This window comes from Pseudomonas sp. OST1909, assembly GCF_015277575.1.
GTDB lineage: Bacteria > Pseudomonadota > Gammaproteobacteria > Pseudomonadales > Pseudomonadaceae > Aquipseudomonas > Aquipseudomonas synxantha_A.
Map to the genome: position 1 here is coordinate 2,211,430 of NZ_CP063780.1, position 22,218 is coordinate 2,233,647.

Below are 22,218 nucleotides of genomic sequence, written 5' to 3' on the forward strand. Positions count from 1 at the left end.
CCTTCTCAGCTGTTCTTGTAGTTGAGTGTGATGGTCGTCGCAAAGAGAAAAGCCAGGATCATACTTATAAAGTAAAAGCCGTCATGCAGTGTCAGTTTGCCATTATCCATCGTGCTAAAGCGAGCAATAGGGTCAAGGGACATCAGGCTGTCGATAATCCAAATGGGTGTCTGGCTATCAAGTGCATCCAGCATTGAGGAAAGCGCGCTGGCAATCAGCAATAAGCCCAGTGTGAGCAGGAAAATAATGATGCGTTGCTTGGCAAGTACACAGATGAAGCAGCCCACCGAGAGATAACTTCCGGCCAGCAACCAACTGGCCAGGAATTGTGACGCGATAACGGCATTATCCGGTGTGCCCAGATAGTTGGCCGCGATCACCAAAGGGAAATTAAACATTAAGGCAATGGCGCAGACGGTCCAGCCTGCGATGAATTTTCCGACCACCTGTTCAGTGGCGGTGACAGGCAAGGATTTCAGCGTGTCGCAAAAGCTGCTGTTGTATTCATCCGACCACAACTGCGTCGATAAAATGGGGACCAACAATAGATAGAGCCAGGGGTGCAGTTCGAAGAAAACCTGCAAATCGCTGCTGTTTCGCTCCATCCAGTGCTGGGTGTCCAATCCCAATGTCGCACACAGCACGAGGAAAACCGCCACACTCAGGTAAGTGCTTGGTGAGCAGGCATAACTGGCGAGTTGACGCTTGAAAATAACAGGTAGCAGTCTCAAGCAGGTATCTCCTGGCTCAGATGGTGAACGACATCGCCCAGGCGACCCGGCTCCAGGCTCAAAGACGTTATGTTCCAGCCGCGATGTGCGATAAGCGCGTTAATCGAGGGGAAGATGGAGTGCCCGGGCATGGCCAGGACAGTCACCTTGCCCTGTGCATGTCGGTCCTCCTCGATGCCCGCGACGCCGGGTAATACGGCAAGTGCGAGTAAATCCAACGGGCTGTCTGATGCCAGGGTCACCGCCTGGAAATGCCGGGAACTGCGCTGCAGATCCGCCAGCGAAGCATCGGCGGCCAGGCGGCCACCGGCGATGACCAGGGCGCGGGTGCACATGTCCGTCAGTTCGTGGTACTGGCGGGAGGCGATAATGACCGTCATGTCCTCGGTCAGGGACTTGATAAGTGCGCTGAACTTGAGCCGTTGATCAGGGCATAGCCCTTGCGTGGGTTCATCGAGCAGGAGCAGGCTTGGGGAGTGGACTAAAGCCTGGGCCAATGCAACCCTGCGCTTCAAATCAGGGGACAGTATGTCGGCGGGGCAGTCGAGCACGGGCATCAGGTCCAGCCGTGCGGCTACCTGCTCTACCTGGCTACGCTTTTCCAGGCCCCTCAAACCACGAATGGCCGCAATAAAATCAAGCATGTTTTTGACCGACATTCTATGGTGGGTGAGTCCGCCCTGAAGTTGATAGCCAATGGCTTTTTTGGCTTGAAGTGAATGAGTTTGGATATTGAACCCCAGAATATTGATTTGCCCAGAAGTCGGTTTGATCGTACCGGCGATCAAGTTCAATAAGGTCGTTTTCCCTGCGCCACTTTCTCCCAACAGGCCCACGCATTCCTGATGCTGCGCACTGAAGGAAATATTGGTAATTGCGCTTGTTCTGCCCAGCTGTTTTGTTAAGTTGCTTATCTCGATCATGTCGTTACCGAATAAGTGTTCGGGGCGTGTGCGAAGCGGCGCTTTATAGGGAAGGGCCTTAAAAAGAGTACGTTCATTAGTTGTGGTTGGGAACGCACGGCGCGACTTATAAGAAGAATCCTACGTTCGGCTCGATAATTCGCTGAAACAATTGTTTTGTTTGGAGGGCTTATTAATGTTCGGATGTTTATCTGATGTTTATATAAGGTTTTCTCTTTTGTAACGAGGCCTGATCGCCATGATGCTTCTACGTACTCTTGTTCTTGAGCGCAGCGATGCGCAGGCACCTGTAAACGGTGCGTTGCTCTGTGGGTTTGCTGTCGCCCAAACGGCTTCGAACTTTCTTGTGTATAGCCTCGATGAAGAAGCCGAACCTGGTCATTCCAGGGTCTACATCGCGGTTCTGCGTAAAAAGCTTGAACGCTACTTCCTGGGCGGCGTTGATTCGAAGGAGGATTTGCAGGTGGCGATGCAGGTCTTCAAGCAGGTTCTGACGCTGGCGGCGGCACCAGGCTCCAAGGCGATACCGGCTGCCGAGCCCCAGGTTCCGTTCCATTTCATTGACCTGAAGGGGTGCAGGTTGCCGCCTGCCCGACCCGAGGATCACCACTCAGTGATCATCAAGAAAGCGTTGGTGATGAAGGTGATTACCCTGGGTATGTCAGCCCCTGCGCTGCCTGCCATCGAAAGTAGTACGGTGATCGTGCCGTCGATCCGCTTCTCATCGCAAATGGTTGCACCGCCACGCAACCCAACCCCACCCAGGATTGCGCCACAGCCTGTGGTGGAAGATATCGTGGAAGAACCGGTGCCATCGTTTGTGCAGATGCCGGAGGCGCCCGCTGAGGCAGTTAAGGTGCCTTTTCAGGTTGAACAGCCTGAAGTCCCACCGTTTGAGGAGCCTGCGCCGCTGGAGCAAGAGTCTTTGCTTGAGATGGACAGCACCCTGAGCAATCTCGCCAAGGTCGCCCAGGAGCTGACGCAAAAAAAACGCGCTGTCCTCGAAAAGGAAGAGCAACTTGAGCACTGGCAGATACGGCTGCAAGAGCAGCAAAGCCAATTGGACGAAAAACACCAAGAGCTGGAGCAGCGTCATGCTCAACTGCAGGATCAGCAATCAGAGGTCAACCAAAAGGCGGAAAAGCTGGCGATGATGATGTCGCAGTTGTCAGGAGTGCGCCAGCATCTGCACGGGACGCTCTTTGGCCTGGACCAGGTCCTGGATGGCCAGGGATAAGCCGATGGGCTCGCCGCCCAGGTTCATTTATCATCACCCCCAGCCAGCCAACGCCTGGGCATGATGCCTGGCGTATTTGGCACCATTGGACACTGCCTGGGGATGCAAGCGTTTGAGTACCAAGCTGATTACCAAAGAAGGCCATGAAGCGCTTAAAAAAGAGTTGGATTACCTGTGGCGGGAAAAGCGTCCGGACACCACGCGCAAAGTGACTTGGGCGGCCTCGCTGGGCGATCGCAGTGAAAACGCGGACTACCAGTACAACAAGAAACTGCTGCGGGAGATCGACCGGCGGGTGCGCTACCTGCGTAAACGCCTGGAAGATATGCGCGTGGTGGAATACATGCCCGAGCAGGAGGGCAAGGTGTTTTTCGGCGCATGGGTCGAAATCGAAAACGAACAGGGTGACACCAAGCGTTTTCGTATCGTGGGTTATGACGAGATTTATGACCGAATGGATTACATCTCCATCGACTCACCCATGGCACGGGCCCTGCTGCGCAAGGAGGTGGACGATGAGGCAATCGTGCACACCCCAGGCGGCGAGGTGTGCTGGTGGATCACCAAGATTGAATATGTGAAGCAGGCATAATGGCCCGTGCTTTGAACCGAGCACGGGCCAGCCAGGTCTCAGCCTTCGCGCAATACGGTCAGCGGGCTGGCATTCAGTGCGCGACGCGTGCCGAATACCCCGGCAGCGCCGATCAGCACGGCCCCGATCACGGGTAGCAGTAGCAGCCACGGGTGGGGATGCCACGCCAGGTCAAAGGCGTAGCGGTACAGCACCCACGTCACCAGTTCGGTGCCCAATGCCGCCAGCAGGCCACTGACGGCACCCAGCAGGCCGAACTCGATGCGTCGCGCCTTGATCAGCAATTTGCGCTCGGCACCCAGGGCTCGCAGCAAGGCTCCCTGGCGGATGCGTTCGTCCAGAGTGGCCTGCAAGCCGGAGAACAACACCGCCATCCCCGCCGCCAACACAAACAACAGCACGTACTCCACCGCCAGGGTCACTTGGGCGAGGATGCTGCGCAACTGCTCCAGCAACGCCTCGACCTGCAGGATAGTGACAGCCGGGAAGGCCCGTGAAAGATCGACGATCTGTTGGTCGTGACCGGGTGCCAGGTAGAAGCTGGTCAGGTAGGTCGCGGGTAAGTCTTTCAAGGTGCCGGGCTGGAAGATCATGAAGAAGTTAGGCTGGAAATTATCCCAGTTGATGGTCCGCAGGCTGGTGACCCGTGCCTCGCGGTTTTCCCCGCCGATGGTGAACAGCAAATGGTCGTTGAGCTTGAGTTTCAGGCTCTCGGCCACCTTGGCTTCCACCGACACGCCAGGAATCTCATCGCTTGGTTGCGCCGACCACCAGGCGCCCGCCGTCAGGGCGTTACCCGGAGGCAAATCGGCAGCCCAGGTCAGGCTCAGGTCGCGTTGAATGGCACGGTCGCCACTGGAGTCCTTGCTGACAATCTCTTGCACGGGTTCGCCGTTGATGCTGATCAATCGCCCCGGCACTACCGGATACAACGGTGCCGCTTGCGCTTGTACTTCCAGGAGGCGGGCGCCAAAGGCGTCCTTGTCGGCCGGCAGGATATTCAATGCGAAATAGTTGGGCGCGTCTTTGGGCAGTTGATTTTGCCAGGTGTCGAGCAATTCGCCCCGCAACAGCGCGATCAATCCCATGGACAGCAGAATCAGGCCAAAGGCCAGGGATTGGCCTGCCGCCGCCAGCGGGTGGCGCAGCAATTGGCCCAGGCCCAGGCGCCAGGGCAAGGAGGCGCGAGCCAATAGGCGTCGCAGGCTTTGCAACATCAGCAGCAACAAGCCGCCAAGGATCAATGCCGCGACCACGCCGCCGCCCAGCAAAGCGAAGGTCAATACCAGGTCCAGGCTCAGGCGCCACATGATCAGGCCCAAGGCAAACAGCGCCGCGCCGTAGACCATCCAGGTGCTTGAGGGGATGGGCAGCAAATCGCGGCGCAATACCCGCAGCGGCGGTACGCGCCCCAGCGCCGCCAATGGTGGGAGGGCGAAGCCTGCGAGGGCGACCAGCCCGGTGCCGATCCCCGCGACGGCCGGCAGCAATCCGCCCGGCGGCACATCGGCGGGCAGCAGGTCGTGCAGGAAATAGAACAATCCAAATTGCGCCAGCCAGCCGAGCAGGGCGCCGACCAGGCTTGCCAGCAAGCCCAGTACGCTCAGTTGCAGGCTGAACAGCAACATGGCTTCACGTCGTGACAATCCCAGGCAGCGCAACAACGCGCTGGCATCGAAACGACGACTGGCGAAGCGGTTGGCCGACAGTGCCACGGCCACGCCGGCCAGCAGCACCGCCACCAGGCTGGCCATGTTCAGGTAGCGCTCGGCCTTGCCCAGGGCGCCGCCGATCTGCTGGTTGCCATCGCGCGAATCCTGCAGTCGCTGGTTCGCAGCGAGGCCCGGCTTGATCAGGTCGCGATAGGTTTGCAGCGCCGTGCTGCCTTGCGGGGCACGCCACAGTTCGCGGTAACTCACACGGCTGCCTGGCTGGACTACACCGGTGGCGTCCAGGTCGGTCAGGTTGATCATCACCCTGGGCGTGAGGCTGTAGAAGTTGCCGGCCCGGTCGGGCTCATACGTCAGGATACGCGCCAGGCGCAGGGTCTTCATGCCGACATCGATGCTGTCGCCGATTTTCAGGTCCAGCGCGGTCAGCAGCCTTGCTTCCACCCAGGCTTCACCGGGTTTGGGGCCGCCGCCCGGCGTTTGCGTACCGAAGGGCTCGGTGCTGCTTTTCAACTCGCCGCGCAAGGGGTACTGCTCGTTGACCGCCTTGATACTGGAAAGCTGAATGCCATTGTCCGTGGCGATAACGCTGGAGAACTCCACGATGCGGGCGTGATCCAGGCCCAGTTCGGCCCCGGACCTGATTTGCTCGGGGCGGGCAGGTGAGCTGCCTTCGAGCACCAGGTCGGCGCCGAGGAACTCGGTGGCACGCAACAGCATGGCGCCGTTGAGGCGCGCGCCGAAGTAGCCGATGGCGGTGCTGGCCGCCACGGCCACCAGCAGGGCAAAGAACAGCACGCGCAGTTCACCTGCGCGGGCGTCGCGCAGTAACTGGCGCATGGCAAGGCTGAACAGGCGCAACAGCGGCAAACGTGCCATCAAGGCTCCAGGGGCGCGACCATCAGGCCGGCTTCAAGGCGGATCAGGCGTCGGCAACGGTGGGCCAGGCGCTCGTCATGGGTGACCAGTACCAGGGTCGTGCCGCTCTCTTTATTGAGCTCGAACAGCAGGTCGCTGATGCGCTCGCCGGTATGGCTGTCGAGGTTGCCGGTGGGTTCGTCGGCAAACAGCACGTCCGGTTCGGCGGCAAACGCGCGGGCAATGGCGACCCGTTGCTGCTCGCCACCGGACAGTTGGCGCGGCGAGTGGGTCAGGCGCTGGCCCAGGCCCACGCGTTCCAACAGATGCCGGGCGCGTTCGCGGGCGTCCTTGCGGCCGTCCAGTTCCAGCGGCAGCATCACGTTTTCCAGTGCATTGAGGCTGTCGAGCAGTTGGAAGGATTGAAAGACGAAACCCACATGTTCGGCACGGATGCGTGCACGCTGGTCTTCGTCGAGGGTGCTCAAGGCTTGCCCGGCCAGGGTGACTTCGCCGCTGCTGGGCAGGTCGAGGCCGGCCAGCAGGCCCAGCAGGGTGGATTTGCCGGAACCGGAGCTCCCGACGATAGCCAGGCTATCGCCCTTGTTCAGTTCCAGGCTCAGTTCGTGCAGGATAGTCAGTTCACCTTCCGCGCTGGGAACCACTTTGCTAAGGTTTCGCGCGGTTAGAATGCTTGCGCCCATGGAGAATCCGATGCGAATGTGGTTTTTGAGTGCTGGCCTGGCCTTGATGTGCATGGCCCAGAACGCAGCGGCGGGTACAGTCCTGATCGTTGGCGATAGTATCAGTGCCGGTTTCGGCCTGGATACCCGCAAAGGGTGGGTTGCTCTGCTGGAACAACGGCTCAAGCAGGAGGGTTTTGACGACAAAGTGGTCAACGCATCCCTCAGTGGCGACACCAGTGCGGGTGGCCTCGCACGCCTGCCTGCGGCGCTTGCAGAGCATAAGCCTGACGTAGTGGTTATCGAACTTGGGGGCAATGATGGCTTGCGCGGGCAACCGCCGGCGCAATTGAAACAAAATCTTGCGTCGATGATTGACCAGTCCAAGGCTGGCGGTGCCAAGGTGCTGCTGCTGGGTATGCAGTTGCCACCCAATTACGGGCCGCGATACACCACTGCGTTTGCCGAAGTCTATGGTGTGTTGGCCAAGGAAAAAAACGTTCCGCTGGTACCGTTTTTCCTCGAAGGCGTGGGCGGTCATCCAGAGTTGATGCAGGCTGATCAACTGCACCCGGCGGTCGCAGCGCAAGGCAAGTTGCTGGAAAATGTCTGGCCGACGCTAAAACCGCTGCTATGACGCTTTTCTACCGGCAGGCTTTCGGCTAAGGTGGCGCCCCCCTGATCTGGAGCCCCCGATGTCGCGCCCTGCCTGGTCCCTGTTTAACTACCAACTGATCGAGCCGGACGAGCAGCTGGATCTGTTCGCCTGCCAGGAAGTGCGGGTGCATCTGGTGGCGCGTCAATTGGAGTTGGGCGGCTCGATCGACCGCACGCTCTGCGGCACTTTATTGCCGGCGCAGCCACGCTGGTCGTCGGTGAATCGCTCGATCTTCCAGGATCAGCGCCTGTGCCCGTTATGCCGGGCGATTCTCGAATCGCAAAAGCGCGGCACGCCGCCGATCTGGCCGGAGCTGCGGTTCGAGTTATAGAAGCAGCTGCAAGCTTCGAGCTATAAGCTGTAAGCTAGCGGCTGAAAGCTTGTAGCTTGTAGCTCGCTTTTAACCTACCCGTCGTCTTGCGAAGGATTTTCCGGATGTTGTCGCGCCTTTCCGTCGTCACCTGCTGCCTGTCTCTCGCTGCGCTTTGTGCGGCCGGTTCGGCGGCAGCCTTGCAGTTGCCCCTGCCGCCGCCAGGCGAGGACATTGTCGGTCAGGTCCAGGTCATCAAGGCCAAGTACGAAGATACCTTTGCCGACCTGGGCACCACCTACGACCTGGGCTACTCGGAAATGGTCGCGGCCAACCCCGGCGTCGATGCCTGGCTGCCGGGCGCGGGCACCGATATTGTGCTGCCGACACGTTTTATCCTGCCGCCGGGGCCACGGGAAGGCATTGTGATCAACTTGGCCGAGTACCGGCTCTACTACTATCCAAAGGGCCAGGACGTCGTCTACACCTTCCCGTTGGGCATTGGCCGTGAAGGCTGGGGCTCGCCGATCGCCCACACCAGTATCATCGCCAAGACGCCGAACCCGACCTGGACGCCACCGGCCTCGATCAAGGCCGAGCACGCCGCCAACGGTGACCCGCTGCCCAACGTGGTGCCTGCCGGTCCGGATAACCCGCTGGGGCCGTTCAAGTTCACGCTGGGCACGCCGGGTTACCTGATCCATGGCTCCAACATGAAATTTGGTATCGGCACGCGTACCAGCCACGGCTGTTTCCGCATGTTCAATAACAACGTACTGGAAATGGCCGGCATGGTGCCGGTGGGCACCTCGGTGCGCATTATCAACGACGCCTACAAGTTCGGCAGCAGTGGTGGCAAGGTCTACCTTGAAGCTCATACCCCGTTGAACGATGACGGCACGCCTTCGGTGGTCGACAAGCACACGGCGGTCATCAACGCGTTGCTCAAGCGTGAAGACCTGTCCAACAACCTGCGCGTGAACTGGGACCAGGTGCGTGATGTGGTCGCGGCCGAGGATGGTTTGCCGACCGAGATTGGCGTGCCGGGCGCGGCGCCGGTGGCCTCCAGCACGCCGGTCGACCTGTAGGCGCGTCAAGCGCGAGGCAAAAAAAAGCCGACCCATAAATGGATCGGCTTGATAACAACCCCGAAGGATTATTACTTGCGGCTTGCTTTCTCAAGCATGCGCAGAGCGCGCTCGTTAGCTTCGTCAGCAGTCTGTTGTGCTTTTTGAGCAGCAGCCAGAGCTTCATCAGCTTTACGGTAGGCTTCGTCTGCACGAGCCTGGGAGCGAGCTGCTGCGTCTTCAGTTGCAGTCAGACGAGCTTCGGTTTCTTTGGAGACGCTGCTGCAACCGGTAGCCAGAACTGCGGCCAGAGCCAGAGCAGAGAATTTCAGAACGTTGTTCATCGTGTTCCCCTTCAAGGACTTTCAATTAGATGGCTACTTGCTCAGAGTGAGCTAATAGCCGGCGTACATACTACCCATTACTTGTAGTAAGTAAACTGACGTTGCGCAAGAAGCAAAAAAAATTCCTGTGCCGAATCTATTTTGGCTAACCTTTTGAAGGTTTGTATGAAAACTGTCCAGTTTTTTTCATCTCGACCGACATTGGATCCAGGCTGAAAGGGCCGGCCCGCATGTGTTAAGCCTTGTAAACAGATGAAAATTTATATATCGAAGCGGGCACTTTCGTTGCCATCGGCTTTACTCCGGCTGGCATCTTTTGCGCATGTAGAGGTGACTTTAAGAGCGGCAGTTCGTCTCAAGCTTCAACTGCCGGCAATGTTCAGGCTATCGGTCAACGGTTGATCGAGGCCCTTTCTATATATCCAGCCGGGGCAGGGAATGATGAGTGCGCCTTGAGCAATTGCAGGATTGGTGCCTACTATTCCCTACGTGCTGGCTGTGAGCGCTCAGGGTTTTCTCGTTGTCGAAACCGGCACGGGGTGGCGTAGATGTTCCTTCGCCGGAAAAACATCGGTAAGGTAGGGTCAATATTCAAGACCCGCGAGGAGTAGTGATGAGCGAGGCGTTGTCCATCCACCATGACCAGGCTGGTCATCAGTTCGAGACCAATGTGGACGGTCATCGTGCCTATCTGACCTATATGGACCTCGGGAAGCAGACGCTGGATATCTATCGCACGTTCGTGCCCAACGCGCTGCGCGGACGAGGCATTGCGGCCGCGTTGACCGAGGCAGCCTTGGAGTATGCCGAAGTGACTGGCTACACCGTGATTCCATCGTGCTCCTATGTCGAGCGCTATATGGAGCGCCACCAGCGCCATGCCGCAAAGCTGTAACTGACCAGTTGCCAATAAAAACGCCGGGCTTAGCCCGGCGTTTTTGTGTGCGTCTGATCCAGAAAAAATGCGTGGTTCAGCTGCGTTTGCGCTTGGGCAACACGTCCTTGAGCTTGGCGTGCATGCTGCGCAGGGTGGTTTCGGTAGCCGCCCAGTCGATGCAGGCATCGGTAATCGACACGCCGTACTGCAAATCGGCCAGATCCTTTGGAATTGCCTGGCAACCCCAGTTCAAATGGCTTTCGACCATCAAGCCGATGATCGACTGGTTGCCTTCCAGGATCTGGTTGGCGACGTTTTCCATCACCAGTGGCTGCAAGGCCGGGTCCTTGTTGGAGTTGGCGTGGCTGCAGTCAACCATGATGTTTGGCTTGATCTTGGCTTTGTTCAGCGCCTGTTCGCACAGTGCGACACTGACCGAATCGTAGTTGGGCTTGCCGTTGCCACCGCGCAGCACTACGTGACCGTAGGTGTTGCCCTTGGTGGTGACGATGGAGACGCCACCTTCCTGGTTGATACCCAGGAAACGGTGAGGGCTGGAGACCGATTGCAAGGCATTGATCGCCACGGTCAGGCCGCCGTCGGTGCCGTTCTTGAAGCCTACGGCCGAAGACAGGCCGGACGCCATTTCGCGGTGGGTTTGCGATTCGGTGGTGCGTGCGCCGATGGCCGACCAACTGATCAGGTCCTGCAGATACTGCGGGGAGATCGGGTCCAGCGCTTCGGTGGCGGTAGGCAGGCCCATTTCAGCCAGGTCCAGCAACAGTTTGCGCCCGATGTGCAAGCCGTCCTGGATCTTGAACGAGTCGTCCAGGTACGGGTCGTTGATCAAGCCTTTCCAGCCGACGGTGGTACGCGGTTTCTCGAAATAGACGCGCATCACCAGGTACAGGGTGTCGGACACTTCAGCGGCCAGCACCTTGAGACGCTCGGCGTATTCGTGGGCAGCCTTGAGGTCGTGGATCGAGCAAGGCCCGATCACCACGAAAAGACGGTGGTCGGTGCCGTCGAGAATGTCACGGATGACTTCGCGACCCTTGGTGACGGTCTGCAGGGCAGCGTCGCTCAGGGGGATTTCGCGCTTGAGCTGATCGGGTGTGATCAGGGTCTCGTTGGATTCGACGTTAAGGTCATTGATCGGTAAATCAGCCATCGTGTTACTCGCCAGGGTCACGGGTGCCGGCCGCCAGCCATCCCCGTGCGGCGGGCACAGCATGATTTGAATACAGGGGGGAGGAACCTTAGCGCGTAACACGGGCCCGCGACAATGGGCAAAGCCCGGTTTAATCCAGCGCCGATTGCACAACGGCCTCATGGGAGAACTCGGCGGCGTGGCGCGACACCCAGTCACGGGCCATGGCTTCCAGTTGCGCAGGTGTTGGCTCGGTGTTTTCGTGCAGGCGGCAGTAACGTTCGATCTGGCACACTTGCTCGCCCATTCGCGCACCGAACAAGGCGTGCTCATCGGTAAAGCAAATACCGACGCGATAAGCGTTTTCGCCTTTGCGGCACCAGGCTACATAGCCCGGATAACGGGCGCTGGGCCCCAAGGAGGGGATATGCAGGTCGACCGCCGTGCCTGGGCGCCAGGCTCGCGGCCAATTGCAGGCGACGCCGCCGCGGCCGATAGTGTGCAGGCGTTGACGGGGCAGGGCAGGAGAGGGACGTTGGATCAACTCGACAGCGACATCATCAGGGTGAGGTAAAAAACGACCCATGTACACGGACTCCGAGCGCCGTCCGGTTGACGGCAGTGGCAGCAGTATAGTGAAGGAACTGGAATTGACCGACCTGGATATTGACCAGCAATTGCTGGGATTGCCAGGTATTTCGCTGGTAGTGTTTACCAGTGTCGGCTGCTCCAGTTGCCGTTGGGCACGCCAGCAACTGCCGAGCTGGCCGCTGCCGGTGGACCGCGTGTGCTGGGTTGATGCCGGGCACAATGGCGGTGCAGTCGAACGCTACCAGATCTTTCATTTGCCGGCGTTGTTCCTGGTGTGCGAGGGTCAGTTCCTCGGGCAATTACAGACACGGCTTACGGCATCCGACCTCGCCAAATGTGTAAACCAGGCGCTCACACGCACACCAGAGGATTTGCCATGACAGCCCTTTCATCCCCGTCGCCACGCATTGGCATTATTGGCACGGGTGCCATTGGTGGTTACTACGGCTTGATGCTGGCGCGTGCTGGCTTCGATGTGCATTTCCTGTTGCGCAGCGAATATGCAGCGGTTAGTCAAAAGGGCCTGCACGTCAACAGCACGGTGCATGGCCCGTTGCACCTGCATCCGGTTCAGGCCTATGCCTGCGCCGCCGACATGCCTTCATGCGACTGGCTGTTGGTGGGCACCAAATCCACCGGCAACGTGGACCTGGCGCCTACTATCGCCCAGGTCGCGGCGCCGGATGCCAAGGTGGTGCTGCTGCAAAACGGCCTGGATGTGGAGGACAGTCTGCGTGAACATTTGCCAGCGTCGCTGCACCTGCTCGGCGGGCTGTGCTACATCGGCGTGTACCGGTCCGCTCCGGGTGTGGTCGAGCATCAGGCACTGGGCCGGGTCAACCTGGGGTATCACAGCGGTACGGCTGCCAACGATGAGGCGCAGCAAAAGGCAATTGTCGAAGAAGGCGCGGGGCTGTTTCACCGGGCCGGCATCGAGTCCCAGGCCATGGCCAACGTGCATCAGGCGCGCTGGCATAAACTGGTGTGGAACGTGCCGTATAACGGCCTGTCTGTGTTGCTGGGCACGGGAACCAAGGCCATGATGGCGGATGAGTCCAGCCGCGAATTGATCCAGGCCTTGATGGCCGAAGTGGTGCAAGGCGCCCGTGCCTGCGGCCATGAAATTCCCGCCAGCTACGCCGGGCAGATGTTTGCCATGACCGAAACCATGGACGATTACTTGCCCAGCATGTATCACGATCACGTGCATAAGCGCCCATTGGAATTGGCGGCGATCTACGCCCGGCCCCTGGCCGCTGCCAGGGCGGCCGGTTGCGAGCTGCCGCGTATGCAGGCGCTGTACCAGGCCTTGAGTTTTATTGATCGGCACAATCGCTGATTGGGGGGAGACACCATGGCAAAGGGGTTGGGTGACAAGCTGGTGCTGGCGATTTCCTCGCGGGCGCTGTTCGACCTCAGTGACAGTCACAAGGTCTACCTGGCTGAAGGTGTTGAGGCTTACCGCAAATACCAGATCGAACACGAGGAAGAAACCCTCGAGCCCGGCGATGCCTTCCCGCTGGTCAAAAAGCTGTTGAGCCTGAATGCCAGCTTGGGCCGTGCGCGGGTTGAGGTGGTGCTGGTGTCGCGCAACAGTGCCGATACCGGGTTGCGGGTGTTCAACTCGATCCAGCATTACGGCCTGGACATTTCGCGCGCCGCTTTCGTCGGCGGGCGTAGTCCTTATCCTTATTTGGCTGCCTTCGGTTGTCATCTGTTTCTCTCCACCCATGCTGAAGATGTGCGCAGCGCCCTGGATGCCGGTTTTGCCGCGGCGACGATTCTGTCGGGCGGTGCGCGCCGGGCTTCGAGCGAAGAACTGCGCATCGCATTCGACGGCGACGCAGTGTTGTTCTCCGACGAGTCCGAGCGTGTCTACCAGGCTGGCGGGCTGGAAGCCTTTCAGGCCAGTGAGCGGGAGTCGGCGCGCCAGCCGTTGCACGGCGGCCCGTTCAAAGGCTTCCTGGCGGCGCTCAACCTGTTGCAGCGCGAGTTTGCCGATGACGCCTGCCCGATCCGCACGGCGCTGGTCACTGCACGTTCGGCGCCGTCCCATGAGCGTGTGATTCGTACGCTGCGTGAGTGGGATATCCGCCTGGACGAGTCGCTGTTTCTCGGTGGGCTGGAAAAATCCGCCTTCCTGGAGGCCTTTGCGGCCGATGTATTTTTTGATGACCAGGCCGGGCATTGCGAGAAAGCCAGGGAGGTGGTGGCCACCGGGCATGTGCCCCATGGCATCAGTAACGAGTTGAGAATCCAGACCGAGAGCTAGCTGCTAAGCTCATTCAATCTCCGCCATCCTGGCAGTCCAGGAGGTTCTATGATTCGTTCGATGTTGTATGCCACGGACCTGGGTCTGTATGCGCCGTACGTGATGCAACATGCGCTGGCGTTGGCGCGAACGTTCAAGGCTGACCTGTATGTGATCCATGTGGTCGAGCCCATCGGGTTGTTCGCCGAATCAGTATTACAGAGCTACCTTGATGAGAAGGCGCTGAGCGAATGGCAGAGCCAGGGGTTGAGCACGGTCATGGCGACCATCGAACAGCGCGTATTGGACGGCTTTCGCGATGAGTTGGGGGAAGGGGAGCAGGACCTGCAATTGATTCGTTCGGTCAGGGTGATCCAAGGGGATACCTGCGAGGTGATTCTCGACCAACTGCGAAAACTTTCCGTCGACTTGCTGATCGTAGGGAGTCATAGCCAGGCAACCGGCGTGGCCGTGCCCTTGGGGCGCACCGCTGCTCGCGTGTTGCAGCTGTCTCCGGTGCCGGTTTATCTGGTGCCGTCGCTGCAGCGTAGACGCAGCGAAGATAGCTGATCGGTAAAAACGATAAAAAGTTCTAGATTTATCTGTCTAACCTTTAATATAGTTATATATCGTCGCTGATACCCGTGGCGTCTATCTGCTTTGAGGGATTGATATGAAGCTTCAACAACTGCGCTACATCTGGGAAGTGGCGCACCACGACCTCAACGTTTCCGCTACCGCTCAAAGCCTTTACACCTCGCAACCCGGTATCAGCAAGCAGATCCGCCTGCTCGAAGACGAGTTGGGCGTCGAAGTGTTCGCTCGCAGTGGCAAGCACCTGACCCGCGTCACCCCGGCTGGCGAGCGGATCATCACCACCGCTGGCGAGATCTTGCGTAAAGTCGAGAGCATCAAGCAGATCGCCCAGGAATTCTCCAACGAAAAAAAGGGCACCCTCTCGATCGCCACCACCCACACCCAGGCGCGTTACGCATTGCCGCCGGTGATTCGCGATTTCATCAAGCAATACCCGGACGTCGCCCTGCACATGCACCAGGGCTCGCCGATGCAGATCGCCGAGATGGCCGCTGATGGCACCGTCGATTTTGCCATCGCCACCGAGGCCCTGGAGCTGTTCGGCGACCTGGTGATGATGCCGTGCTACCGCTGGAACCGCTGCGTAGTGGTGCCCCAAGGCCACCCGCTGGCCAAGCTGCCGAAGCTGACCTTGGAAGCTTTGGCTGAATACCCAATCGTGACGTACGTGTTTGGTTTTACCGGCCGCTCCAAGCTCGACGAAGCGTTCAGCCACCGTGGCCTCACGCCAAAAGTGGTGTTCACCGCTGCAGATGCTGACGTGATCAAAACTTACGTTCGCCTGGGCCTGGGCGTCGGGATCGTCGCCAAGATGGCGGTCGACACCAACCTCGACAAAGACCTGGTGGTGCTGGATGCCAGCGAATTGTTCGAGTCGAGCGTGACCAAGATCGGCTTCCGTCGCGGCACCTTCCTGCGGGGGTTCATGTGCGATTTCATCGAGAAATTCGCACCGCACCTGACCCGCGAAGTCATGGCCAAGGCGATCCAGTGCCACAACAAGCAAGAGCTGGAAGATTTGTTCGACGGTGTTGAATTACCCGTCCACTGAGTGATTTATCGGGCCTCGGTAACCATAAAGTGTTGCCGAGCGCCTGCCACCAGAATCTCCACCTCATCCCCTTCAAACTTGCCCAATAGGCTTTTGCCCAGGGGCGAGCGCGGGGTGATGACGGTCACCGGTTGCCCGACCACATCGACTTTCAACCCTGCCGCATCCGGCGCCAAAAATAGCCATTGCTGGCGACCGTTCTCGTCTTCCAGGCCCAACAGCGCCCCGACTTCTATCCCGCGTTGTTCATCGTACCCTCGCAACTGAAGGTTCTGGCACAGCGTCAGCGATTGCTTGATCTCCTCGACCCGCTTGGCCTGCCCGGCCGCCAGGTATGACGCTTCCAACCCCAGGGTGTCGTATTTGTTTTCGGCGATGTTTTCTTCGTGAGTCGCGGTTTCGTAGGCGGTCTGCGCGGCGCGTTGGGCAATATCGAGGTCGGCGGTGAGTTTTTCCAGGATCAACTGGAGGACGGCGTGTTTATTCATGGTCTTCAATCGCAAAATTGCAGGACATTGGCCCGAGTCTTTTCACTGGGGGCGTTCTGGTCCTGTTGCAGCCAGAACTGGCATTTGGGGTTGGACAGGTTGCGCGCGTTACTGCGGGCCTGGTCCAGAGCCTGTTGTTGTTCCTGCTTTTGCAGGTTCTGTTGATACTGTTCGAACATACGGTTCGGTGGCTGCGGCACAACTGCGGCCGGCTCGTCCAACTGCTGAACCGCCTGGGCCACGGGTGCCAGGCTTTGGGGAAACAGATAGCGAGTTGCCAGCCAGGCGGTCAGCGCAATGGCGATAAACCCCAGCCACACGCCTGCGGCAATGGCGATGCACAGCTTGAACAGTGACAGCTGACGGTCAGACATGATGGCCTCCTGGCAGACATTGACGGCGTGGTGCCGATTGTCGCACAGCCGCCGTGCAGAATAATCGCGATCAAGCCTTCTGCATGAGCGCATTTATGCGGACAATCGAGCCTTTGGACGATGGAGCCCGGAATGAAAGCCCGCTGGGATATTTTTTGCAGCGTCGTCGACAACTACGGCGACATCGGCGTGACCTGGCGCCTGGCCCGGCAGCTGGTGGCGGAGCATGGCTGTGAGGTGCGCTTGTGGGTCGATGACCTGCGGGCGTTCGAGCGCATGTGCCCGCACATTGATGTGCAGATGGACCAGCAATGGCAAGAGGGCGTAGAGGTGCGGCACTGGCCGGCCGAATGGCCGGGCGCGCAGTCGGCCGATGTGGTGATTGCTGCATTCGCCTGCCAGCTGCCGCCGCACTACATGGAGCGCATGGCCGAGCGTGAGCGTCCGCCGTTGTGGATGAACCTGGATTACCTCAGCGCAGAAGACTGGGTGGTGGGTTGTCATCGCCTGCCTTCGGTGAAGTTCAAGGGGGTGCAGAAGTACTTTTTCTTCCCCGGCTTTCGTCCTGGTACCGGTGGTTTGCTGCGTGAAGCCGGGTTGGTGGAGCGACGCCAGGCTTTTCAGCAGGATGACGTTGCGCAACGACAATTCCTGCAGAGCCTGGGCGTGTCTCCTGCGGGCGGGGCACGATTGATCTCATTGTTTGCCTATGAGAATCCTGGGCTGGCCGGTTGGCTGGACGTGCTCGCCAAGGATGGGCGTGCGACTCACTTGCTGGTGCCGGAAGGGCGAATTCTGGGGGATGTGCAACGCTGGTTGGGCGTGACCAGCCTGTCGGCGGGAGACATCCAGGTACGCGGGGCGCTGACGGTGCAGGTCATTGCATTCATGCGCCAGGAGCAATATGACCATTTGCTGTGGTGTTGCGAGTTCAACGCCGTGCGCGGTGAGGATTCCTTCGTGCGCGCCCAATGGGCGGGGAGGCCGTTGCTGTGGCATATCTACCGCCAGGATGAAGACATCCACCTGGACAAACTGGATGCCTTCCTTGAGTTGTACACCGCTGCACTCTCGCCTGCCGCCAAAGCGGCTGTCTTTGCGCTTTGGCAAGCCTGGAACGCTGATGGCGACATGGCACAGTCCTGGAAAATGCTGCTGGAACACTGGCCCGAGGTGAATGAGCATGCGCAGAACTGGTGTCTGGAACAAGGCTTGCAGGCCGATCTTGCGACGGCGCTGGTACAGTTTTATGAAAGTTGGATATGATACGCCACCTTGATTTTTGTAAATCCCATCCAAATTTCGGATATATGCAATGAAAACTGGTAAAGAACTGAAACCCGGTACAGTGATCCGTCTCGAAAACGACCCTTGGCTGGTTCAGAAAGCTGAGTTCACCAAGTCTGGTCGTAACAGCGCAATCATGAAGACCAAGCTGAAGAACCTGCTGACCGGTTACAAGACCGAGATCGTCTACAGCGCTGACGACAAACTGGACGACGTGATCCTCGACCGCAAGGAAGCGACCCTGTCCTTCATCAGCGGCGACACCTACACGTTCATGGACACCACCGACTACACCATGTACGAGCTGAACGCTGAAGATATCGAAGCCGTTCTGCCGTTCATCGAAGAAGGCATGGAAGACGTCTGCGAAGCGATTTTCTTCGAAGAGCGCCTGGTGTCCGTAGAGCTGCCGACTACCATCGTGCGTAAGGTTGCCTACACCGAAGGTTCCGCTCGCGGCGACACTTCGGGCAAGGTGATGAAGCCTGCCAAGCTGAGCAACGGTACCGAACTGCAAGTGGCCGATTTCATCGAAATCGACGACCTGATCGAGATCGACACCCGCGAAGGTGGTTCGTACAAAGGTCGCGCCAAGAAGTAATTCTGGCCCCGCCGGTACGCAAAAAGCCCGACCTGGTGTCGGGCTTTTTTGTGGGCGTCTGTTTATCAGACTGTTACATGCAAGCGCACATCCACGTTGCCACGGGTGGCGTTGGAATAAGGGCATACCTGGTGGGCGGCGTCGACCAGGCTTTGCGCATCCTCCTGGGCCAGGCCCGGCAGGCTGACGTGCAGGTCGATGTCCAGGCCGAAACCGCCGGGGATCTGACCGATGCCAACGTGGGCGGTGATAGAGGCGTCATCCGGGATTTTGCGTTTGGTCTGGCTGGCGACAAATTTCAGCGCCCCGATGAAGCAAGCGGAGTAGCCCGCGGCGAACAGTTGCTCCGGGTTGGTAGCCTGGCCACCAGCACCGCCCAATTCCTTGGGGGTGGAGAGTTTGACGTCGAGGATGTTGTCGCTGGAAACAGCGCGACCATCACGGCCGCCAGTGGCGGTGGCTACTGCGGTATAGAGCGTTTGCATGGGGCGTTCCTCTTTGGTTGATAGCGCTAAATGTTTGCGCGCTAATTAGTTGGCAGGGCCAATGTATAGCGCTAATGTTTTGCGCGCAAGCTAAGTGTTTTTGACTGGCTGAAATTTAATGTGGGAGGGGCGCACCGCCCTTCCCACATTAAAGTGATTTGCTGTTTTCTAAATAGCGCTTTGCAGATTGCCGCGCAACGCGATCAGGTCGGCTTGCAGCTTGCGCAATTGCGCAAGCTGCATCCCGCTGGCGCCCAGGATGCATTGGGGCACATCCTTGGCCTTGCCCTGCAAGGCACGCCCGGCGTCGGTCAGCTCTACCACCACCACCCGCTCATCTTCGCGGCTACGGGTGCGGCTAAGCAGGCCCTCGGCTTCCAGGCGTTTGAGTAATGGCGTGAGTGAACCGGGGTCCGTCAGCAGGCGGCTGCTGATTTCGCTGACGGTCAAACCATCCTCTTCCCACAGCACCATCATGGCCAAGTACTGCGGGTAGGTCAGGCCGAGCGCCTGGAGCAAGGGTTTGTACACCTTTGTCATCAGCAACGAGGTGGAATGCAAGGCGAAGCACAGCTGATTGTCCAGCAGCAGCGATTGGCAGGGATCAGGGTTTTTACTCATTGGGGTGCCTCGTAAAAGCGTGTCTGCGCTGGAATCTAGCGGGCAAATCTTTAATGCGCCAGGTAATTTTGCCAGGCGGGTCAGATCAGGCCGCTTTGCAAGGCCAAATCCCAAGGCGGCACTGGGCTGAAGCGCGACTTGAGGTATTCAAGGAGTAATCGGCTACGGGCGTTGGGTTGTTGTTCCAGGCGCAGCGCATAAATGCCGGCGGTCTCCGGGCTGGGCAGGCCGTTTTCACAAAACAGCGGCAGCAGCTCACCGCGTACCAGGTATTCACTGGCAAGCCAGGTAGGCAAATGCGCGATGCCCAGCCCCGCCAGCGCACCGCTGAGCAGGGCCTCAGCGTTGTTGGCGCTCAGGCGGATACGCCGCGGACGATAAGTGGTGCGACGCCCGTCATGCTCAAAGCGCCAGGCAAACATTGGCGCCAGCCCATCCCAGTCAAGGCCGTCATGCTCGCTCAGTTCTCGAGGATGGGTCGGTGTGCCGCGGCTCTTCAAGTAGGCCGGGCTGGCACAGGCGATACGCACGATGCTCGCCAGCGGGGTAGCGATCAACCGCGTGTCTACGATATGCCCGGCACGCAGCACCAGGTCGACCTTGCCCAGATGTGCGCCCTGCATATCGACAAAGCTGTCGATCAGGTGCAGATGCACGTCCAGGCCCGGGTACACGTTCAAAAAATCCGCAATCACCGGTGCCAGGTGCCGTCGACCGAATGCCGCAGGTGCATCCACCCGGATCAAGCCTTCCGGCGCGTGGCTCAGGGACACTGCTTCCGCCCGCGCCAGTTGCAACTCACTGACGATCCGCCGGGCCCGTTCGGCAAAGGCCAAACCCGCCGGTGTCGGCAGCACCGCATGGGTGCTGCGCTGGAACAGCTGGCTGCCCACTGAGCTTTCCAGGCTGTCGATACGCCTAGCCACCGCGGAGGGCGTCAGCGGATGGCGCCGTGCGGCGGCGGAAAAGCTGCCGGTTTCCAATACGTCCAGAAACAGGCCCAGTTGTTCGGTGAGGGTATTGGGGTTCATTGGCTAGCGCTTGTGCGAGATTGGCATAGCCATTGTGCGTTGCTGTGCGTTTCCGCGCTAGAGCCGACTGCGTAGCATGCAAGACTTGGGATGACGGAGTAGCGCGGTGTTGGATTTAGTGATGTACCTGATATTGGGCGCGGCCCTGGGCACGGTGGGTGGGCTGTTTGGCATTGGCGGAGGGCTGATTGCTATCCCGGTGCTGGGCGTGCTGTTCGGCCTGGATCAGCAGATCGCCCAGGGCACCGCCTTGGTCATGGTGGTGCCCAATGTGATGCTTGCCCTGTGGCGCTATCACCAGCGTAATCGCATCGAGTTGCGTCACGCCTTGCCATTGGGCGTGATGGGATTCTGCTTTGCCTGGCTGGGATCTATCTGGGCGGTGGGGCTGGATGCGGGCGCAATGCGTATCGGCTTTATTGCGTTCCTGGTGGCGCTGTCGGCCTACAACCTGCTGCGCATGTTCACCCGCAACGCGCCGCCCACGACGCAGATGCGCTATTCATGGCCGTGGCTTGGTGTATTGGGCGCGGCGTCCGGCTCCATGGGCGGATTGTTCGGCGTGGGTGGCGCGGTGGTCGCCACGCCGGTACTCACCAGTGTGTTCGGCACCACCCAAGTGGTTGCCCAAGGCTTATCGTTGGCCTTGGCGCTGCCCAGCACCAGCGTGACTCTGGTCACTTATGCCTGGCACCACGAGGTGGACTGGATGATCGGCCTGCCACTGGCGGTAGGTGGCCTGCTCAGTATCAGTTGGGGTGTGAAAGTCGCGCACGCCATGCCGGAGCGCCTGTTGCGCGGCCTGTTCTGTGGCTTTTTAGTGGTGTGCGCGGTGATGTTGACCTTTAAAGTTTGAAGCCTTCAACGATGTACTCCGCCAGGCATTCCGTGATCGGCGACGTCATCTGCGGGTTGCGTAGCAAGCGCAGATTCATCGACGGCAGCGGGGGAAAGCCTTCTTCGCTGCCAAGCACTCGCAGGTCGTCGGTGATCAGGCTTTCCATGCTGACCATCGCCGCCAGGCCAGCACTGACCACCGCCTGGATCGCCGCGCCGTTGGAGCTGTGATAGGCCAGGCGATAATCCCGTCCGGCCGCATCCAGTGCGGCGCGTGCCCAATGGGTGTACAGGCAGTCATCGCCGGAAATCGCCAGTGGCAGGGCATCGTGCTCATCGACACAGAAGCACGGTGACGCAGCCCACACCATGCGTTCAGTGCGCAACAACTCACCGATATCATTACCGGGCTCGCGGCTGATGACGGTCAGCGCCAGGTCCCGCCGTTGCATCAATACAGACGACGCCTCGCAGTGCATCTCAAGCTGAATCAGTGGGTAAGCTTTGGAAAACTGCTTTAGGATCCCCGGCAGAAAACGCATCACGTAGTCATCCGGCGTGCCGATGCGTACCAGCCCCACCATGTGTGGCTCGCGCAGGGTATTGAACACCTCGCTGTGCAGTTTCAGGATGCGCCGCGCGTACCCCAGCAGCACTTGGCCTTCGGGCGTAAGCCGCACCTGTCGGCCATCACGCTCGAACAGCTTGCGCTGCAACACATCCTCCTCCAGGCGTTTCATCTGCATGCTCACCGCCGATTGAGTGCGGTTGACCAGCTCACCGGCGCGGGTAAAGCCACCTTGGTCGGCAATGGCCACGAAGGTGCGTAGCACGTCAGTGTCGATACTCGGGTAACCGGACAATGGATCAATCTCCGAGATGTATTGCATAAGAAACATTCGTT

Annotated in this window: 27 protein-coding genes; 14 read left to right on the forward strand and 13 right to left on the reverse strand. The window is 59.3% G+C overall.

Annotated elements, in window-relative coordinates:
* Window positions 1-5 precede the first annotated feature (5 nt).
* Both IH404_RS09700 and IH404_RS09705 read right to left on the reverse strand, forming a co-directional pair.
* On the reverse strand, window positions 6-731 hold the full coding sequence (locus tag IH404_RS09700; protein ID WP_005786382.1) for a hypothetical protein: 726 nt from the start codon (window positions 729-731) through the stop codon (window positions 6-8).
* Window positions 728-1,654, reverse strand: coding sequence for an ABC transporter ATP-binding protein (locus IH404_RS09705; RefSeq protein ID WP_194440348.1), 927 nt, complete (start codon window positions 1,652-1,654; stop codon window positions 728-730). Before IH404_RS09705 ends, IH404_RS09700 begins: the two co-directional genes overlap by 4 nt.
* Window positions 1,655-1,892: 238 nt before the next feature.
* Here IH404_RS09705 and IH404_RS09710 point away from each other — a divergent pair, with 238 nt between their 5' ends.
* Complete coding sequence (locus IH404_RS09710) at window positions 1,893-2,891, forward strand: hypothetical protein (protein WP_005786385.1); 999 nt, start codon at window positions 1,893-1,895, stop codon at window positions 2,889-2,891.
* A gap of 112 nt (window positions 2,892-3,003) precedes the next feature.
* The gene (gene greB, locus IH404_RS09715; RefSeq protein ID WP_005786387.1) at window positions 3,004-3,483 is read left to right on the forward strand and encodes a transcription elongation factor GreB; all 480 of its coding nucleotides are present in this window, start codon (window positions 3,004-3,006) and stop codon (window positions 3,481-3,483) included.
* Window positions 3,484-3,521: 38 nt separating this feature from the next.
* On the opposite strand, the gene IH404_RS09720 is transcribed toward greB, so the two are convergent.
* Both IH404_RS09720 and IH404_RS09725 read right to left on the reverse strand, forming a co-directional pair.
* Window positions 3,522-6,032 (reverse strand): ABC transporter permease, encoded by a 2,511-nt coding sequence (locus IH404_RS09720; RefSeq protein WP_194440349.1) that lies wholly within the window; start codon window positions 6,030-6,032, stop codon window positions 3,522-3,524.
* Window positions 6,032-6,715, reverse strand: a complete 684-nt coding sequence (locus IH404_RS09725) for an ABC transporter ATP-binding protein (RefSeq protein WP_005786391.1) — start codon at window positions 6,713-6,715, stop codon at window positions 6,032-6,034. Before IH404_RS09725 ends, IH404_RS09720 begins: the two co-directional genes overlap by 1 nt.
* Before the next feature lie 10 nt (window positions 6,716-6,725).
* Here IH404_RS09725 and IH404_RS09730 point away from each other — a divergent pair, with 10 nt between their 5' ends.
* From IH404_RS09730 to IH404_RS09740, 3 genes are all read left to right on the forward strand, one after another.
* Window positions 6,726-7,331: an arylesterase gene (locus IH404_RS09730; RefSeq protein WP_005786393.1), complete on the forward strand. Its 606-nt coding sequence runs from the start codon at window positions 6,726-6,728 to the stop codon at window positions 7,329-7,331.
* Between the two features lie 58 nt (window positions 7,332-7,389).
* A complete protein-coding gene (locus IH404_RS09735; protein ID WP_003189866.1) occupies window positions 7,390-7,683 on the forward strand; it encodes a hypothetical protein in 294 nt (97 codons plus the stop codon).
* Window positions 7,684-7,787: 104 nt separating this feature from the next.
* Entirely contained in the window at window positions 7,788-8,750 is a 963-nt protein-coding gene (locus IH404_RS09740; RefSeq protein ID WP_194440350.1) for a L,D-transpeptidase family protein, read from the forward strand.
* 71 nt (window positions 8,751-8,821) lie between these two features.
* Here IH404_RS09740 and oprI read toward each other — a convergent pair whose 3' ends face one another.
* Window positions 8,822-9,073 (reverse strand): outer membrane lipoprotei OprI, encoded by a 252-nt coding sequence (gene oprI, locus IH404_RS09745; protein WP_003172710.1) that lies wholly within the window; start codon window positions 9,071-9,073, stop codon window positions 8,822-8,824.
* 613 nt (window positions 9,074-9,686) lie between these two features.
* Here oprI and IH404_RS09750 point away from each other — a divergent pair.
* Complete coding sequence (locus IH404_RS09750; RefSeq protein ID WP_005786412.1) at window positions 9,687-9,968, forward strand: N-acetyltransferase; 282 nt, start codon at window positions 9,687-9,689, stop codon at window positions 9,966-9,968.
* Between the two features lie 76 nt (window positions 9,969-10,044).
* Here the strand turns inward: IH404_RS09750 and IH404_RS09755 are convergent, their stop codons facing one another.
* Window positions 10,045-11,121, reverse strand: coding sequence for a 3-deoxy-7-phosphoheptulonate synthase (locus IH404_RS09755; protein WP_194440351.1), 1,077 nt, complete (start codon window positions 11,119-11,121; stop codon window positions 10,045-10,047).
* Between the two features lie 130 nt (window positions 11,122-11,251).
* Entirely contained in the window at window positions 11,252-11,686 is a 435-nt protein-coding gene (locus IH404_RS09760) for a PilZ domain-containing protein (RefSeq protein ID WP_005786415.1), read from the reverse strand.
* On the opposite strand from IH404_RS09760, the gene IH404_RS09765 reads away from it, so the two are divergent.
* From IH404_RS09765 to cysB, 5 genes are all read left to right on the forward strand, one after another.
* Entirely contained in the window at window positions 11,685-12,071 is a 387-nt protein-coding gene (locus IH404_RS09765) for a hypothetical protein (protein ID WP_005786417.1), read from the forward strand. The two genes, IH404_RS09760 and IH404_RS09765, sit on opposite strands and share 2 nt — an antisense overlap.
* Window positions 12,068-13,030, forward strand: a complete 963-nt coding sequence (locus IH404_RS09770; RefSeq protein WP_194440352.1) for a putative 2-dehydropantoate 2-reductase — start codon at window positions 12,068-12,070, stop codon at window positions 13,028-13,030. The genes IH404_RS09765 and IH404_RS09770 overlap by 4 nt, the downstream gene beginning before the upstream one ends.
* Window positions 13,031-13,045: 15 nt before the next feature.
* Window positions 13,046-13,963: a 5'-nucleotidase gene (locus tag IH404_RS09775; RefSeq protein ID WP_005786420.1), complete on the forward strand. Its 918-nt coding sequence runs from the start codon at window positions 13,046-13,048 to the stop codon at window positions 13,961-13,963.
* Between the two features lie 48 nt (window positions 13,964-14,011).
* A complete protein-coding gene (locus IH404_RS09780) occupies window positions 14,012-14,512 on the forward strand; it encodes a universal stress protein (RefSeq protein ID WP_005786422.1) in 501 nt (166 codons plus the stop codon).
* Between the two features lie 103 nt (window positions 14,513-14,615).
* On the forward strand, window positions 14,616-15,590 hold the full coding sequence (gene cysB, locus IH404_RS09785; RefSeq protein ID WP_005786423.1) for an HTH-type transcriptional regulator CysB: 975 nt from the start codon (window positions 14,616-14,618) through the stop codon (window positions 15,588-15,590).
* 5 nt (window positions 15,591-15,595) lie between these two features.
* Here cysB and IH404_RS09790 read toward each other — a convergent pair whose 3' ends face one another.
* Complete coding sequence (locus IH404_RS09790; protein WP_005786425.1) at window positions 15,596-16,078, reverse strand: GreA/GreB family elongation factor; 483 nt, start codon at window positions 16,076-16,078, stop codon at window positions 15,596-15,598.
* A 5-nt stretch (window positions 16,079-16,083) separates the two neighbouring features.
* Window positions 16,084-16,452, reverse strand: coding sequence for a hypothetical protein (locus IH404_RS09795; RefSeq protein ID WP_122732644.1), 369 nt, complete (start codon window positions 16,450-16,452; stop codon window positions 16,084-16,086).
* A 132-nt stretch (window positions 16,453-16,584) separates the two neighbouring features.
* Here IH404_RS09795 and earP point away from each other — a divergent pair, with 132 nt between their 5' ends.
* Together earP and IH404_RS09805 are read left to right on the forward strand one after the other, a co-directional pair.
* Window positions 16,585-17,718: an elongation factor P maturation arginine rhamnosyltransferase EarP gene (gene earP / locus IH404_RS09800; RefSeq protein ID WP_148852298.1), complete on the forward strand. Its 1,134-nt coding sequence runs from the start codon at window positions 16,585-16,587 to the stop codon at window positions 17,716-17,718.
* A gap of 49 nt (window positions 17,719-17,767) precedes the next feature.
* Entirely contained in the window at window positions 17,768-18,340 is a 573-nt protein-coding gene (locus IH404_RS09805; RefSeq protein ID WP_003172723.1) for an elongation factor P, read from the forward strand.
* Window positions 18,341-18,405: 65 nt separating this feature from the next.
* Here IH404_RS09805 and IH404_RS09810 read toward each other — a convergent pair whose 3' ends face one another.
* The 3 genes from IH404_RS09810 to IH404_RS09820 form a co-directional block, all read right to left on the reverse strand.
* Complete coding sequence (locus tag IH404_RS09810) at window positions 18,406-18,825, reverse strand: organic hydroperoxide resistance protein (RefSeq protein ID WP_005786430.1); 420 nt, start codon at window positions 18,823-18,825, stop codon at window positions 18,406-18,408.
* Window positions 18,826-18,993: 168 nt separating this feature from the next.
* Window positions 18,994-19,446 carry a MarR family transcriptional regulator gene (locus IH404_RS09815; protein WP_005786431.1) on the reverse strand — a complete coding sequence of 151 codons (453 nt, stop codon included), beginning with the start codon at window positions 19,444-19,446 and terminating at the stop codon, window positions 18,994-18,996.
* 80 nt (window positions 19,447-19,526) lie between these two features.
* A complete protein-coding gene (locus IH404_RS09820) occupies window positions 19,527-20,477 on the reverse strand; it encodes a LysR family transcriptional regulator (RefSeq protein WP_005786433.1) in 951 nt (316 codons plus the stop codon).
* A 106-nt stretch (window positions 20,478-20,583) separates the two neighbouring features.
* Here IH404_RS09820 and IH404_RS09825 point away from each other — a divergent pair, with 106 nt between their 5' ends.
* A complete protein-coding gene (locus IH404_RS09825) occupies window positions 20,584-21,333 on the forward strand; it encodes a sulfite exporter TauE/SafE family protein (RefSeq protein ID WP_005786435.1) in 750 nt (249 codons plus the stop codon).
* On the opposite strand, the gene IH404_RS09830 is transcribed toward IH404_RS09825, so the two are convergent.
* Window positions 21,323-22,204, reverse strand: coding sequence for a LysR family transcriptional regulator (locus IH404_RS09830; protein WP_005786436.1), 882 nt, complete (start codon window positions 22,202-22,204; stop codon window positions 21,323-21,325). The genes IH404_RS09825 and IH404_RS09830 overlap by 11 nt on opposite strands.
* Window positions 22,205-22,218: the final 14 nt, after the last annotated feature.

Coding starts and splice junctions, on each gene's coding strand:
- IH404_RS09705 (WP_194440348.1), bottom strand. CDS start 1,654: ATGATCGAGATAAGCAACTTAACAAAACAGCTGGGCAGAACAAGCGCA.
- IH404_RS09710 (WP_005786385.1), top strand. CDS start 1,893: ATGATGCTTCTACGTACTCTTGTTCTTGAGCGCAGCGATGCGCAGGCA.
- IH404_RS09720 (WP_194440349.1), bottom strand. CDS start 6,032: ATGGCACGTTTGCCGCTGTTGCGCCTGTTCAGCCTTGCCATGCGCCAG.
- IH404_RS09725 (WP_005786391.1), bottom strand. CDS start 6,715: ATGGGCGCAAGCATTCTAACCGCGCGAAACCTTAGCAAAGTGGTTCCC.
- IH404_RS09730 (WP_005786393.1), top strand. CDS start 6,726: ATGCGAATGTGGTTTTTGAGTGCTGGCCTGGCCTTGATGTGCATGGCC.
- IH404_RS09735 (WP_003189866.1), top strand. CDS start 7,390: ATGTCGCGCCCTGCCTGGTCCCTGTTTAACTACCAACTGATCGAGCCG.
- IH404_RS09740 (WP_194440350.1), top strand. CDS start 7,788: ATGTTGTCGCGCCTTTCCGTCGTCACCTGCTGCCTGTCTCTCGCTGCG.
- oprI (WP_003172710.1), bottom strand. CDS start 9,073: ATGAACAACGTTCTGAAATTCTCTGCTCTGGCTCTGGCCGCAGTTCTG.
- IH404_RS09750 (WP_005786412.1), top strand. CDS start 9,687: ATGAGCGAGGCGTTGTCCATCCACCATGACCAGGCTGGTCATCAGTTC.
- IH404_RS09755 (WP_194440351.1), bottom strand. CDS start 11,121: ATGGCTGATTTACCGATCAATGACCTTAACGTCGAATCCAACGAGACC.
- IH404_RS09765 (WP_005786417.1), top strand. CDS start 11,685: ATGTACACGGACTCCGAGCGCCGTCCGGTTGACGGCAGTGGCAGCAGT.
- IH404_RS09760 (WP_005786415.1), bottom strand. CDS start 11,686: ATGGGTCGTTTTTTACCTCACCCTGATGATGTCGCTGTCGAGTTGATC.
- IH404_RS09770 (WP_194440352.1), top strand. CDS start 12,068: ATGACAGCCCTTTCATCCCCGTCGCCACGCATTGGCATTATTGGCACG.
- IH404_RS09775 (WP_005786420.1), top strand. CDS start 13,046: ATGGCAAAGGGGTTGGGTGACAAGCTGGTGCTGGCGATTTCCTCGCGG.
- IH404_RS09780 (WP_005786422.1), top strand. CDS start 14,012: ATGATTCGTTCGATGTTGTATGCCACGGACCTGGGTCTGTATGCGCCG.
- cysB (WP_005786423.1), top strand. CDS start 14,616: ATGAAGCTTCAACAACTGCGCTACATCTGGGAAGTGGCGCACCACGAC.
- IH404_RS09790 (WP_005786425.1), bottom strand. CDS start 16,078: ATGAATAAACACGCCGTCCTCCAGTTGATCCTGGAAAAACTCACCGCC.
- IH404_RS09795 (WP_122732644.1), bottom strand. CDS start 16,452: ATGTCTGACCGTCAGCTGTCACTGTTCAAGCTGTGCATCGCCATTGCC.
- earP (WP_148852298.1), top strand. CDS start 16,585: ATGAAAGCCCGCTGGGATATTTTTTGCAGCGTCGTCGACAACTACGGC.
- IH404_RS09805 (WP_003172723.1), top strand. CDS start 17,768: ATGAAAACTGGTAAAGAACTGAAACCCGGTACAGTGATCCGTCTCGAA.
- IH404_RS09810 (WP_005786430.1), bottom strand. CDS start 18,825: ATGCAAACGCTCTATACCGCAGTAGCCACCGCCACTGGCGGCCGTGAT.
- IH404_RS09815 (WP_005786431.1), bottom strand. CDS start 19,446: ATGAGTAAAAACCCTGATCCCTGCCAATCGCTGCTGCTGGACAATCAG.
- IH404_RS09820 (WP_005786433.1), bottom strand. CDS start 20,477: ATGAACCCCAATACCCTCACCGAACAACTGGGCCTGTTTCTGGACGTA.
- IH404_RS09830 (WP_005786436.1), bottom strand. CDS start 22,204: ATGCAATACATCTCGGAGATTGATCCATTGTCCGGTTACCCGAGTATC.